Raw genomic sequence first — 15056 nt, 5'->3', positions numbered from 1 at the left:
GTCTAGAAGTGTTGACGTCTTATTTTGTGATGGTAAAGTAGACTATATACTTATGGATTAGCGTATATCAGTCATATTAATTATATGAGCGGGAAATTGCGAAGGAAAATTATCTATTATCAGAAATAAATTTCGGTAATTAATTTTATGTAATTATGAAATTTAAGACATGAAGATAAAGACATTCCCTTGTAAGCCTGTTTAGATAGTTTATATCGTTGGTATTACATTACTGCACCGCAGTTCGGAAGGGAAATTATGAGCGAAAGAAAACCTGCAACTATTGCTGTTCGTACCGGCATTGAAACGGATTCACAACATAATGCTGTTGTACCACCTATCTACTTGTCAACTAACTATAGTTTCCCAGAATTTGGGGATGTACCTAAGTATGATTATGCTCGTTCTGGAAATCCAACTCGAACTCAATTAGAAACCACACTTTCAGATTTAGAAGGTGGGGCTGGTGCAGTGGTCACTAATTGTGGAACATCCGCACTTAATTTAATGGTATCTGCATTACTTGGTCCTGATGACTTAATTGTTGCTCCCCATGATTGTTATGGAGGAACTTATCGATTGTTTAATACTCGAGCAAATAAAGGAGACTTCCAAACTTTATTTGTAGACCAATCTAATACTGAGGCTTTAGATGCTGCAATTGCTAAAAAGCCTAAACTAATCTTACTTGAAACCCCTTCAAATCCATTAGTACGAGTGGTGGATATTGCTGAAATTTGTCAAAAAGCGGCCCAAGTTGGTGCGTTAGTCGCAGTAGATAACACTTTCCTTTCCCCTGTATTACAGCAGCCTCTCTCTTTAGGGGCGGATTTTGTTATTCACTCTACGACTAAATATATTAACGGACATTCTGATGTTGTTGGTGGTGTACTTATCGCTAAAACAAAAGAGCATGCGGATGAGCTTGCATGGTGGGGGAACTGTATTGGAGCAACCGGTACTGCATTTGATAGCTACTTAACGTTGCGTGGTATTCGAACATTGGGCGCACGCATGCGTGTGCATGAAGAAAATGCAATGGAAGTTCTAAAATGTCTTCAAGAGCAGTCATTAGTTGGTACGATTTACCACCCAAGTTTACCTGACCATCCCGGTCATGAAATTGCAAAACGTCAACAAGCAGGCTTTGGTGCCATGCTCAGTTTTGAACTAAATGGCTCACTTGAGCAATTGAAAGTATTCGTTAAAGAACTGAAATACTTCTCTTTAGCTGAGTCTTTAGGCGGTGTTGAAAGTTTGATTGCGCATCCAGGAACCATGACACATAGAGCTATGTCTGATGAAGCTCAAGAAGAAGCAGGATTAGCACCAACATTATTGAGATTATCTGTTGGACTAGAAGATAGCCGAGATCTTATTTCTGATCTTCAACAAGCATTCGCGATTGCTGCAGAGGTGAAATAATGACAAAACCTTGTTCTCGTCAATTACATAAATTTGGTGGTAGCAGCTTAGCTGATCCTGAGTGCTATCGCCGGGTTGCCACCATTTTAAAAGAATATTCAAATAAACATGATCTGATTGTTGTATCTGCTGCAGGTAATACAACAAACCGTATTTTAGAGTGGATTGATAACCTTTCTAAAGATGGGCGTTTAGCTCATGAAACATTAGAGTCCTTGCGTACATACCAACAGGGACTGATAACTGAATTATTGTCTGCTGAGAATGCAGAACCTTTATTGACCGTTTTACACCAAGAATTGATTGCGATAGGGCAACTGCATGCACCGTTAACAGAGGTGCAGCAAGCTGATGTGTTAGGTCATGGTGAAGTGTGGTCTTCAAGATTACTTTCTGCGTATTTAAATCAAATTGATTTACAAGCAGCTCCTCTTGATTCTCGAACGTTTCTAAGGGCAGAGCGAGCAGCGCAACCAGAGGTGGATCGTGTACAGTCTTGGCCTTTGTTTAAAGAGCAGGTAGCTCAGCATCCGCATGGACGAATTGTGATTACTGGTTTTATGGCTCGTAATCAAAAAGGAGAAACCGTACTTCTTGGACGTAATGGTTCTGATTATTCGGCAACCATGATTGGTGCCCTTGGTGAGGTGTCATGCGTTACTATCTGGAGTGATGTTGCTGGAGTGTTCAGTGCTGATCCTAGAAAAGTTGAGGATGCGTGTTTACTGCCATTATTAAGGTTGGATGAAGCGAGTGAGTTGGCTCGTTTAGCTGCTCCTGTATTGCACAGTAGAACATTACAACCTGTAGCTCAAAGTGCATTAGATTTGAGTTTACGTTGCAGTTATCAGCCTGAGTCTGGATCAACCCGAATCGAGCGTGTATTGGCTTCTGGGCGAGGAGCAAAAATTGTCACGTCATTAGAAGATGTTTATTTGATTCAGCTTGGCTTTGGTCGTGGACAAGATTTTGAACGCGCTCAACAAGAAGTTCTTTCTTTACTTACTCGTTCTCAACTGCAACCACTGGCCTTAGAGCCTCAAGCTGATCAGTTTACATTATTGCTCGCTTATACTTCTGAAGTCGTGAATGAAGCGTTAGAAGTGCTACAAAACTCAGCGGTACATGCTGAAATTAAGCTAAAAGAAGGCTATTCAATGGTTGCTGCTGTTGGCGCGGGGGTTACCGCGAATGCCATTCACAGTCATGGTTTCTATCATCAATTGAAAAATTGCCCTCTTGAATTTGTGTACGCATCAGAATCGGGTTTAAGCCTTGTCGCTATTTTACGTAAAGTTGATACCTCATCGATCATTAATGCTATTCATAACAGTTTATTCCAAGCACAAAAACGAGTGGGATTGATCCTGTGTGGACATGGGAATATTGGTTCTCAATGGTTATCGCTATTTACTCAACAAAAACGTCAACTTGAAAAGCGTCATGGAATGCAGTTTTCACTCATTGGTGTTGTTGATAGAGAGCGTTGTTGGCTTGATTTTGATGGTTTAAACAGTACTGAAGTGGTTGCTAAGTTCGATGATGAAGCAACAAACTATACGGATTTTGATTGGATTGAAAAAGTTGGTGCCGTTCAAGGTTATGATGATGTTGTTGTTTTAGACGTAACGGCAAGTGCTGATCTTGCTAATCGATATACAAAAATTGCAGAACAAGGAATGCATCTGATCTCTGCGAATAAAGTTGCTGGTTCAGCGCCAAGTGCCGATTATCAAGCGGTAATTGATGCCTTTGCTAAAACATCGCGTCACTGGTTATATAATGCAACCGTTGGAGCAGGTTTACCTATTAATCATACCGTAAGAGATCTTCGTGAAAGTGGTGATGAAATCATCGCATTATCGGGCATCTTCTCTGGTACGTTATCATGGCTGTTTCAGCAATATAATGGCGATGTTCCTTTTACTGAATTAGTCGATTTAGCTTGGCAACAAGGATTGACTGAACCGGATCCAAGGCACGATCTTGATGGTTCAGATGTCATGCGAAAATTGGTGATCCTTGCTCGAGAAGCTGGACTTCATATTGAGCCTAATCAGGTAAAAGTTGAATCACTTGTTCCTAGTGAACTATTAGAAACCAGTCTTGATGATTTTCTATCTCAAGGTGAGGTGATTAATGAGCTATTGCTCGAACGACTAGCGAAAGCTCAAAAAGAACAGAAAGTATTGCGTTATGTGGCGCGTTTAAATAAAGACGGTAGCGCAACGGTTGGAATAGAGGCATTACCTGAATATCACGCATTAGCCAATCTACTACCATGCGATAATATTTTTGCTATAGAGAGTAAATGGTATAAAGATAATCCACTGGTAATTCGAGGTCCTGGAGCTGGACGAGAGGTGACTGCAGGAGCGATTCAATCAGATTTAAATCGTATTGCTTCGTTGTTTTAACATCACTTAGCCTGACGTATATTTATTAAGCCATACACATAGTATGGCTTTTTTGTGCCTATTGTCTTGAAATACGCATATTTTCAATATTTAGATTAATTTATATTTTTAGTTAACTGTTTGAATAAAAAAGCTTATGTAGCACTTAAAAACAATTAAGCATAAATTAAAATTAAAATAATTAACATGCTATGGATTTTGTAAATCTATTCAGTAATGATAATTGAAGTTCGATTAACATACGTCTGTTCAATATCTATAACAAAAATAAAATGTATGTAATCGTTTTCTTTATGATAATGATTAATTGCTGAGAGAGTAATACATGAATACGCCTGAAACTTCTTTATCTTCTGTTGCACGTACAGAACAAATACTACGTGGTGTTGATCTTAACTTATTGACTGTTTTTGATGCGGTAATGCAAGAACAAAATATAACAAGAGCTGCACAAAACTTAGGTATGTCACAGCCAGCAGTAAGTAATGCGGTATCACGTTTAAAATTAATGTTTAATGACGAATTATTCATTCGTCATGGCCGTGGTATTCAACCGACACAACGTGCTCGTCAGCTATTTGCACCGATGCGTCAGGCGCTTCAATTGGTTAAAAACGAATTACCAAGCTCAACATTCTCACCTGAAACATCGATGAGACAATTTAAGCTATCTATTTGCAGCCCATCAGACATTCGTTTTGCACCACGCATCATGAAAGATATTCAAAATAAAGCGCCGCATATTAGCTTAAAGCTTTCTGGTGAACATGAACCAGACATTGCTCAAAAGCTGCGTTATCAAGAAGTGGATTTTGTTATCGATTACGTTCGATTCGACGAACCTGGTTTTATGAGTACAGAGCTATTTACTGATGAGTTAGTTGTGGTTGCTTCTGTTAATCACCCTCGACTTCAAAACGGTATCAACAAAGAACAATTAGCAAGCGAAAAACATGCGGTTCCGGCTCGTATCGCAAATACTAAAGGTTTTGCTGACCACCTGTATGTGGATTCTTTGTATGAGCAAGCTTATAAAGGCGCAAGCATTAGTAATATTTTGTATGTTGTTTCTCAATCAGAACTGATCACTGTGGCACCAAAATGGTTAGTGAACTCAATGCCAAATCGTGATCAATTAATGGTTTTACCACTGCCAATCGAGTCAAAAGGCATTAGTGGCTATTTAAGCTGGCACGACTCTTACCAAAAAGACAAAGGTCACATTTGGATGAGAGATCAGTTGATGCTTATTTGTGGTGAAGAAGTGGTTGCATCAAGCAAAGGCATGATGTTTTAAGCTTTTAAAATAGACACAATAATAGAAAAAGGTTGCGTATTTTACGTAACCTTTTTTTTAAACACATTATTCTATATAACGAAAATGTAGATTATTAATAATAAAGTTGTTAATTGTGGTTCTCTGAAATGGGTTTCACACAACAATACTTACATTTTATACTGAGAAACAGTTGCCTTTTTTGTCACCAATTGTACACTTTGTGCAGATTATAGCTTACACCTGTAAGCCTAAAGGTGATACGAGATGACTATTCAAAACCTACATATTGTAAAAGAGATCCGCCAACATATCGCAAATAAGCCAAATGACACGGCAATGCGTGAGCGTCAATGTAGTATCTTAATCGATACGCAATGCTCTGCATGGAGTGATATTACGTGGGGGGAATTTGGTGAGCAAATGGATAAGCTGTCATTAGCTTTACTTGCCCATGGATTGAAAATACAAGAAAAAGTAGGAATTTTCTCTAACAACATGCCTCGTTGGACGGTTGCTGATTTTGCAACAATGCAATTACGTGCAGTTCCTGTTCCTATTTATCCTACGAATACTCCAACACAAGCGGCATACATTATTAATGATGCCGATATTCGTATTTTGTTTGTTGGTGAGCAAGCGCAATATAATGCCGCTGTTGTTATTTTTGAACAGTGTCCGCAGTTAACTCATATTGTTGCTTTAAGCGATGACATCGATTTAAACGATCATGAAGCAGGCATTTCATGGCATGATTTTATTGCAAAAGCAGATGAAGCCCACCAAAACGAGCTTGCGACTCGTCTTGATGACGCGCAAATGAATGACCTTCTAACATTAATATATACCTCAGGAACAACAGGTGAGCCTAAAGGGGTAATGTTAGATTATGAAAATATTGCTTCGCAATTAGAGGGACATAACACTCGCTTAGCGTTAACTGAACAAGACGTTTCTTTGTGTTTTTTACCGTTATCACATGTGTTTGAGCGTGCGTGGACTTTTTATGTTTTGTATAAAGGTGCGACGAATTGCTACCTACCAAATACAAACTTAATCAAAGAAGCATTAACAGAAGTTAAACCAACGGTAATGTGTGCCGTTCCTCGTTTCTATGAGAAGATTTTCTCAACGGTTCATGAAAAGGTATCTAGAGCGCCAGCACACCGTAAAGTGATGTTTACTTGGGCTGTTAACATGGGTGCTAAGATGTCGGTTTGCCAACAAGAAGGCAAAGAGCCATCATGGATATTGAAACAGTCTTATAAGGTTGCAGATAAGTTAGTCCTATCAAAACTTCGCATGATCTTAGGTGGTAATATTAACTTTATGCCATGTGGTGGCGCTAAACTGGATGTTACTATTGGCCGTTTCTTTCATGCTCTTGGCGTGAATGTGAAACTAGGTTATGGCATGACAGAAACAACCGCTACGATTTCATGTTGGGAGGATGGTAAATTCCACCCTGATTCAATCGGTACGTTAATGCCAGGCGCGGAAGTTAAAATTGGTGAAAATAGCGAAATCCTAGTTCGTGGCCCAATGGTAATGAAAGGTTACTACAATAAACCTGAAGAAACAGAAAATAACTTTACTGAAGATGGTTTCTTAAAAACCGGTGATGCTGGTGAGTTTGATGCTGATGGTAATTTGTATATTACTGACCGTATTAAAGAGTTAATGAAAACATCTGGTGGTAAATATATTGCACCACAAGTTATCGAAGGCGCGATTGGTAAAGACCATTTTATTGAGCAGATTGCCGTGATCGCTGATACACGTAAGTTTGTATCTGCATTGATTGTTCCTTGTTATGACGCGTTGGAAGAGTACGCAAAAGAGCTAAATATTGCTTATCATGATCGCATGGAACTGATTAAACACAGTGAAATTGTTGAAATGCTTGAAAAGCGTGTGGCTAATCTGCAAAAAGAGTTAGCACGTTTTGAGCAAGTGAAGAAATTTACTTTATTGTCTAAAGAGTTCTCTATGGATAAAGGTGAGTTGACACCAACACAAAAACTGCGTCGTAAAGTAATCAATGAGCGTTATCAAGACGAGATTGAAGAAATGTACGATGAAAAAAAAGAGAAGAAAGATAAGTAATATCAAACTCTAAATACGATTTAATCAATAAAAGCCAACTCGAAAGAGTTGGCTTTTTTTATTTGGTTAAAATTTCCCCTAGACCTGAGTGCTAATAAAAGGTTAAAGTTGTTTCGTAAAAGGTGGTTTTGTTACCTACATTCACCACCAACATAGGAACTTAATCTAATTAATTTCAGTTTAGGCTAAAAATAAGCCCTAACTATGTAAAACCGTTAATTTAGCGATAATTCACGTCGACTGTTTTAAGGTTTTCAGTGTCTGGAGAACAATATGGAAATGTTATCTGGTTCAGAGATGATCGTACAATCTCTGATTGATGAAGGTGTTGAGCACATATTTGGCTACCCTGGTGGCTCTGTGTTGGATATATATGATGCGCTGCACATGAAAAGTGATGTGATTCAGCATGTACTTGTAAGACATGAGCAAGCAGCAACGCATATGGCTGATGGCTATGCAAGAGCAACCGGAAAGCCTGGTGTCGTTCTTGTGTGTTCAGGTCCTGGTGCAACCAATACCATTACGGGTATAGCTACTGCTTATATGGATTCAATCCCAATGGTTGTACTTTCTGGTAACGTTCCTACTAATATGATCGGTAACGATGCTTTTCAAGAATGTGACATGGTTGGTGTCTCTCGACCGGTAGTCAAACACAGCTTCTTAGTTAAGAAAGCCGAAGATATCCCTGAAACCCTTAAAAAAGCCTTTTATATTGCTTCTACAGGCCGTCCTGGTCCTGTGGTAATTGATATCCCTAAAGATGTAATGAATCCTGCTATTAAGTTTTCATACCAATATCCTGAATCCATGAAGATGCGTTCGTATAATCCAACAACATCTGGTCACAAAGGACAGATAAAAAAAGGATTAAAAACATTATTAGAAGCTAAGAAGCCTGTTTTGTATGTTGGCGGTGGCGCAATAATTTCTTCTGCAGAAAAACAAATACTTAAATTAGCTGAGACTCTTAATTTACCAGTTGTCAGTACTTTAATGGGATTGGGCGCTTTTCCTGGCACTCATAAAAATGCGCTTGGCATGTTAGGTATGCATGGTAAGTATGAAGCTAATATGGCTATGCATAACGCAGATCTTATTTTTGGTGTTGGGGTTCGTTTTGATGATAGAACCACTAATAACTTAGAAAAATACTGTCCTAACGCCACGATCATGCATATCGATATTGATCCATCGTCGATTTCAAAGAATGTTCGAGTTGATGTTCCAATTGTTGGTTCTGCAGAGATCGTTCTTGATTCTATGCTAAAGCTATTAGTAGAGCAGGGAGGAACGAACGATGAGACAGCCTTAGCAACGTGGTGGGAAGAAATTGGGGTTTGGCAAGAGCGTAATTGCTTAGCTTATGAAACCTCTCCTGATCGCATTAAACCACAGCAGGTTATCGAAACACTTCATAAACTAACTAACGGTGATGCTTATGTCGCTTCTGATGTTGGGCAACATCAGATGTTTGCTGCTTTGTATTACCCATTTAATAAACCACGTCGTTGGATTAATTCTGGTGGATTAGGAACCATGGGCTTTGGTTTGCCAGCAGCTCTTGGGGTTAAGTTTACACATCCTGATGAAGTGGTGGTTTGTGTTACTGGTGATGGCAGCATTCAGATGAATATTCAGGAGCTATCCACAGCATTGCAATACGATATCCCTGTAAAAATCATTAATTTGAATAACCGTTTCTTAGGAATGGTGAAGCAGTGGCAAGATATTATTTATCAAGGCCGTCATTCAAACTCTTATATGAGTTCGGTTCCTGATTTTGCCGCAATTGCTGAGGCGTATGGCCATGTAGGAATTCGTATTAATCATCCTGATGAGTTGGAATCAGGTTTAGAGAAGGCTCTTTCCCTAAAAGATCGCCTTGTGTTTGTGGATATTAATGTTGATGAAACAGAGCACGTTTACCCAATGCAAATTAAAGGGGAAGCGATGGATAAAATGTGGCTAAGTAAAACGGAGAGAACCTAATGAGACATATTATTTCACTATTATTAGAGAATGAACCGGGTTCTTTATCACGTGTTGTTGGCCTATTTTCTCAGCGTGGATACAACATTGAATCTTTAACGGTATCTCCAACCGAAGATCAAACATTGTCGCGATTAAATATCACAACCGCCAGTGATGCAATGGAGTTAGAGCAAATTCAAAAACAACTTCATAAATTGATTGATGTCATCAAAGTTCAAGAAGTAACAGAAGCGGATCATGTTGAGCGTGAATTATTACTGGTAAAAGTAAAAGCAAGTGGCTTTGCTCGAGCGGAAGTTAAGCGTACCGCTGATATTTTCCGTGGTCAAATTGTTGATGTAACCAGCTCATTATATACCATCCAATTAGCTGGTACTTCTGAAAAGTTAGACGCGTTTATTTCGGCTGTATCAGAGGTTACAGATGTGGTGGAAGTTGCTCGAAGTGGTGTCGTTGGCATTGCTCGTGGAGACAAGGCGTTAAAAGTATAAATATACTTAACAAGAGCCCTCATCCTATAAATAAAACCCTTCTTAGAAGGGTTTTATTTTATCTTGTGTAATACAAAATGATTATATAGAATTCTGTACTGTAGCTTGTTCATGAAATCATAAGGTAAAGTATGCAATATAAAAAAACGAAAGCTGTAACCTATTCAGCCGCTGTATATATAATCTTTTCCTTATTTATTTTCTTATATCTATATGGTGATTATCAAAAAAAGAAATTGATTGCTGTTGAACAAATTCAGAGTGAATCAACACGTCAATTGGCTTATACACACAATGAATTTAATGAGTTATCGGTTCGAATATCTAATACATTAGAGCTTCTTGCTGACAGTCGACCTTTATATGATTATTTTATACATCCTTCAGAAAGAGTCACAAATACGGTCGAATCATCATGGTTGAAATTGGTGGCATTGGAAAAGTTTTTTTCCCGATTAGAGCTTATTGATGATAAAGGAAATTATTTACTTTCTATCGTTTATTCAAATGATAATAAGCAAGCAATGAAACAACTCCCTACTTCTCTTTCTGTTAATCATTCTTTGCTTGATAAGTTAACTCTATTACCTAAAGGGCAAGCTTTCTCTGAAGGCGTAAGATTAAATGAAGCATTAGCTGTTTCTGGAGTTTATGAGCCGCTAATGCAGGTTGCTATTCCTATTGATATATCAGGGAAGAGGAAGGGATATATTCTTGCAGAGCTGAATGCATCCATCATTATTAACGTAGTAAAGTTCTCTCCTACATTAAGTATTTCTCCTGCCATGATCAATCAAGATGGTTATTATCTTTTATCTGATGATAATCAGAACATGCTTGGTCATCTTGTTAATGAACGAGTGAGTAAAACACTAAAAATTCAAAAGCCTGCATTATGGAGTGTAATGTCGAAACAAAAAGAAGGAAGCTTATCACTTGATGATGGTATTTATTCTTTTTATCGTTTTGATATGGAAAAAAAGATTCCAAATAAAAAAATGTATTTTTTACTTTATTACCCTACCTATGAAGTGAATGTTTTATTTGAATTAATCCGTGTTGAAATAATGGAAGAGGCCGCAATTATTTTTCTATTATTAAGTCTTATCGTTATCCCTTTTGGGATCCTACTTAGTTTTTGGGATAACTCTAATTTAGAAAGTCAGTTAGCTAAATCTGCATTAGAAGGTATGTCTGCTGTTGTTATCACTGATAGATATAGAAGAATTTTAAAGGTGAACCCTGCATTTACTTCAATTAGTGGTTTCTCCGCAAGTGAAGTTATAGGAAAAAATACTTTCGATGTATTGCTATCTGAGAGTGAAAACGTTGATAAACGCCTAAATACATGGAAGCAAGTTGAAGATCTTGGGGCTTGGCAGGGGGAGCTCGATGTACTGAGTAAAAATAAGAAAAAGCTAAGCCTACTTGTTCGTATTCAATCAGTGAAAAGTAAAAGAAAAGCGACTCAGTATTATATTATTTCCTACATTGATATTACCAAGCGTAAAGAGCTAGAAAAAGAATTGCGTTATTTAAGCGAAAAAGATGTGCTTTCTGGTTGTTGGAATCGTAGAAAATTTGAATTTGAATTAGAGAATCAGACTTTATTAACTCAGCGTTATTATCCTGTGCACCAATGCTGTCTTGCCATATTAGATATTGATTTATTTAAACGAATTAATGATACAAAAGGACATGACGTTGGTGATCAAGTTATACGTTTAGTTTCTGATATCTTAAACAGCGGGAGTCGAGAAACAGATTTTGTGGCTAGGATTGGTGGGGAAGAGTTTGCCATTATAATGCCGCATACCACGTTGATGGATGCTGAAATGGTAATAAATAGATTGCGAGTAGCTGTTTCTCAATTAGAGGAATATCACGTAACAATAAGTGGTGGGCTAACTGATTTAGGTCGTTCAAAAAAAGACGCTTATAAGTGTGCAGATCTAGCGCTATATGAATCAAAAACGAATGGACGAAATCAAGTGTCGATTTGTTCTAGTTTGGAAGATCTAGCATAACGGATGAAATAAAAGACCTATTAGACTAAAGTCTAACCTTGTCTATACTTATGATTACCGATACATAAGTCTAATGGTGAAAGCATGACTCTAAGAGAGTGATGGAAGAGGACTGAGAATGAAGTGAGGTTGATATGTTTACTGATTTTTTAGTAAGGCTCACAGTTGGTAGTTTAGCTATTTTAGGTTTCAAACTAAGCGCAATTTATTTTTTATTAATGGTATTGTTGATCAGTACCCATAATAAAGAGTTTTTTGGGTGGTAACTGTTTTGCTAAAAGCCAGGCATCATGATGTCTGGCTTTTTTGTTTTTAAGCAGAAAAGTAACCCGATATAAGATCAATCGCCTTTGAATAATGGTTATTTAAATACTTTGTTGCTTGCTCTGAGTCGCGTGATAAAGTGAATTTCATCATAGTTTCATGCTCTTCTAAGTATTGAGCATAAGTTTCACTAATTACTTGAGGATTATTATTTAGATGTCGGTAACGTGTGATTTGATTCGATATATCTTGATAGAATTGATACATGATAGGAGACTTAGCACCCTCTAGCAGTGCATTGTGGAAGTGAGTATATCGCTCTTCCCATTCTCTTAGCTCTTCTAACTCTGCATCTTTTAATTCAATCTTACTTAGCTTATGGAAACTGGTTAATACATTTAATTCCCAATTTTCATTCCCATTAGCGATAGCTTTAGTTAATAAAACTTGGCCGATAGTTCGTAAGCTCTCAAACAGTTCTTTAAGTTCATCAAGTGAAATTGAAGCAACCCAACATCCTTTTTGAGGCTCAAGTTTGACGTATTTATTCCAAGATAATTGAACTAGAGCTTCACGAATAGGAGATGCTCCTACGTTATAACGTTCTTTTAGTTCAGCAACGACCAACTTCTGACCAGGTTTTAATTTCCCTGAGAGAATATCTTTGTAGATCATTTTTGAAACTTTATCTGTGAGAGTTAAGCTAGACATCTTATATACAATTTGGCGTGCGGTTAATATTGTTCGATAGTATAGCGTATTGTTTGTTTTGGGCAAGAAAATTTCATAAAAAAAGAGGGCGAAAGCCCTCTTTTTATTAACTAGTTGTATTCGTTTATTAATTCAATGAATTATAGAACGTGTACAGAAGCTGTGTTTGTAGTACCAGATGGAACTAGAGCACCAGAAACCATAACAACGATATCGCCTTTAGCGCCAATACCTGATTCAAGAGCTAACTCTTTACCACGTAGGTAGAATGCGTCAGTGCTATCGATTGAATCAACGATCATTGGAGTAATACCTTTAGAAAGACATAGTTGTGCAGCAGTCTTAGTATTAGTAGTTACAGCGATGATTTTAGCTGTTGGGAAGTACTTACGGATTGAACGAGCTGATTTACCAGCTTCAGTTGCAACAACGATAACAGGAGCGTTTAGTTTCTCAGCTGTATCTACTGCACCTTTACATACCGCTTCAGTGATACGTAGACGTGGGCTATCTAGACGAGAACCTAGTTCTGCTTTAAGAGCTGCATCAGTACGAGCACAGATTTGAGCCATGATAGTTACAGCTTCTACTGGGTATTTACCTTTAGCAGATTCACCTGAAAGCATTACAGCATCAGTACCATCCATGATTGCGTTCGCAACGTCACCCGCTTCAGCACGAGTTGGACGTGGGTTTTTGATCATAGAATCAAGCATTTGAGTTGCAGTGATTACAACTTTACGTGCACGGTTACATTTCTCGATCATCATCTTCTGAGCGAAGATTACTTCTTCAACTGGGATTTCAACACCAAGGTCACCACGAGCAACCATGATACCGTCAGAAGCTTCTAGGATTGAATCGAAGTTATCAACACCTTCTTGGTTTTCAATCTTAGAGATGATTTGAATGTTCTCGCCGCCATTAGCAACAAGTAGTTCACGGATTTCTTTAACGTCTTCTTCTTTACGGATGAAAGAAGCAGCTACGAAATCAACACCTTGCTCACAACCAAATTTAAGGTCAGCTTTATCTTTTTCAGATAGAGCAGGAAGTTGAACAGAAACGCCAGGAAGGTTAACACCTTTGTTTTCGCCTAGGTCACCGTTGTTAAGAACTTTACACTTAACTTCAGTTTCAGTTGTCGCAACAACTTCCATTTCGATTAGACCATCATCAACAAGGATAGTGTTACCAACTTCAAGGTCGTTTGCGAAACCTGGGTAAGTTACAGCAACAACGTCTTTGTTACCAACAACTGAAGTATCTGTTGTGAATGTGAAATCTTGACCTGCAACTAGAGCAACGTCGTCGCCGTTTTCTAGTTTGATTGTGCGGATTTCAGGACCTTTAGTATCAAGAAGAATAGCAAGTTGTTTGCCAGTGTTTTTCATTACTTGACGTACGTTATCAATACGTTGGCCGTGTTCTGCGAAGTCGCCGTGTGAGAAGTTTAGGCGCATAACGTTCATACCAGCATTTGCTAGTTCAGTTAGTTTTTCAACTGATTCAGTTTTTGGGCCGATCGTACAAACGATTTTGGTCTTTTTCATGTGAGAAATCTCTCCAGATGAGTATATTTAAAATGATAAACGCAGTAATGCCCAGCTAATGTTTGAAGTGTTGAAAAATTACAACAATTTTATCTTCAAATAACACGATAGCTAAGCATTGAAATTCAGTAATTACCTGTATTTTAGCTCGAAAAGAGTAATGGATTATTGATTCAGGTAAACAATTTGTACTTTAATCACAATATTAAAAACAAATTTACATTACTCGACATAATTTCGAACATGTCTTTTTCGTAAGTTTCTATCTATTTTGACGCAAATTCTAACAGTAAAACCAGTGAAGATCACTTTCTAGTTAGTATGATCTTCGTCAAATATTTATTTTATGACTCGAAATAAAAAAGGCACATTAAGTGCCTTTATATTATTGATTTTCAATTGGTTGATATGCTTTAAGTTTTTGCATGCCTTTCGCTAATTTAACGAACCAAGTACCAATAGCAAGTACTGAGATTACCGCACCAACAACTGGAATTGCAGCGTAAACTTTATCAAGGATAGAGCTATCTACCCAGTAATCGAGACCCGCAGCCATACCACTCATTGTTGCAGCAGTTACTGCCAAAACAACGAAAAATGTAAGAAAAAGGAAAAAGCTTTTTATGATCGCGTAGTAATGACTATCGATGACTTCATCATTAGTGCCTTTATTCATTTGGTAGCCCGCATAAATAATTGCAATAATACCTGAAACCATAAGAGTGATTGGAGTTAGTAGGCTTGCAATATAAGCAAACCAAATACCATTATCTGTTTTCTTTGACATA

General features: G+C 37.8%; 10 protein-coding genes. 7 read left to right on the top strand and 3 right to left on the bottom strand.

Annotated elements, in window-relative coordinates:
• The first annotated feature begins 258 nt into the window (after window positions 1–258).
• The 7 genes from GNP81_RS01055 to GNP81_RS01025 all read left to right on the top strand — a co-directional run bounded on the left by GNP81_RS01055 (window position 259) and on the right by GNP81_RS01025 (window position 11740).
• The gene (locus GNP81_RS01055; RefSeq protein WP_155674265.1) at window positions 259–1425 is read left to right on the top strand and encodes an O-succinylhomoserine (thiol)-lyase; all 1167 of its coding nucleotides are present in this window, start codon (window positions 259–261) and stop codon (window positions 1423–1425) included.
• Window positions 1425–3842: a bifunctional aspartate kinase/homoserine dehydrogenase II gene (locus tag GNP81_RS01050; protein WP_155674266.1), complete on the top strand. Its 2418-nt coding sequence runs from the start codon at window positions 1425–1427 to the stop codon at window positions 3840–3842. Before GNP81_RS01055 ends, GNP81_RS01050 begins: the two co-directional genes overlap by 1 nt.
• 325 nt (window positions 3843–4167) lie before the next feature.
• Window positions 4168–5139: a transcriptional regulator LeuO gene (gene leuO / locus GNP81_RS01045; RefSeq protein WP_011262679.1), complete on the top strand. Its 972-nt coding sequence runs from the start codon at window positions 4168–4170 to the stop codon at window positions 5137–5139.
• 246 nt (window positions 5140–5385) lie between these two features.
• Window positions 5386–7224, top strand: coding sequence for an AMP-dependent synthetase/ligase (locus GNP81_RS01040; protein ID WP_155671010.1), 1839 nt, complete (start codon window positions 5386–5388; stop codon window positions 7222–7224).
• A 273-nt stretch (window positions 7225–7497) separates the two neighbouring features.
• Entirely contained in the window at window positions 7498–9219 is a 1722-nt protein-coding gene (locus GNP81_RS01035; RefSeq protein WP_155671012.1) for an acetolactate synthase 3 large subunit, read from the top strand.
• Window positions 9219–9713 carry an acetolactate synthase small subunit gene (gene ilvN / locus GNP81_RS01030; protein ID WP_005421038.1) on the top strand — a complete coding sequence of 165 codons (495 nt, stop codon included), beginning with the start codon at window positions 9219–9221 and terminating at the stop codon, window positions 9711–9713. Before GNP81_RS01035 ends, ilvN begins: the two co-directional genes overlap by 1 nt.
• Window positions 9714–9844: 131 nt before the next feature.
• Window positions 9845–11740 (top strand): sensor domain-containing diguanylate cyclase, encoded by a 1896-nt coding sequence (locus GNP81_RS01025; protein WP_155674267.1) that lies wholly within the window; start codon window positions 9845–9847, stop codon window positions 11738–11740.
• A 312-nt stretch (window positions 11741–12052) separates the two neighbouring features.
• Here the strand turns inward: GNP81_RS01025 and GNP81_RS01015 are convergent, their stop codons facing one another.
• The 3 genes from GNP81_RS01015 to GNP81_RS01005 form a co-directional block, all read right to left on the bottom strand.
• On the bottom strand, window positions 12053–12715 hold the full coding sequence (locus GNP81_RS01015; RefSeq protein WP_155671016.1) for a GntR family transcriptional regulator: 663 nt from the start codon (window positions 12713–12715) through the stop codon (window positions 12053–12055).
• 140 nt (window positions 12716–12855) lie between these two features.
• Entirely contained in the window at window positions 12856–14268 is a 1413-nt protein-coding gene (pykF, locus tag GNP81_RS01010; protein ID WP_005421033.1) for a pyruvate kinase PykF, read from the bottom strand.
• A gap of 385 nt (window positions 14269–14653) precedes the next feature.
• Window positions 14654–15055 carry a hypothetical protein gene (locus GNP81_RS01005; RefSeq protein WP_011262672.1) on the bottom strand — a complete coding sequence of 134 codons (402 nt, stop codon included), beginning with the start codon at window positions 15053–15055 and terminating at the stop codon, window positions 14654–14656.
• Between the last annotated feature and the right edge of the window lies 1 nt (window position 15056).

This window comes from Aliivibrio fischeri, from assembly GCF_009727955.1.
Classification (GTDB): domain Bacteria; phylum Pseudomonadota; class Gammaproteobacteria; order Enterobacterales; family Vibrionaceae; genus Aliivibrio; species Aliivibrio fischeri_A.
Note: the sequence above shows the minus strand (reverse complement) of the source record. Positions and strands in the feature narration are given on the sequence as shown.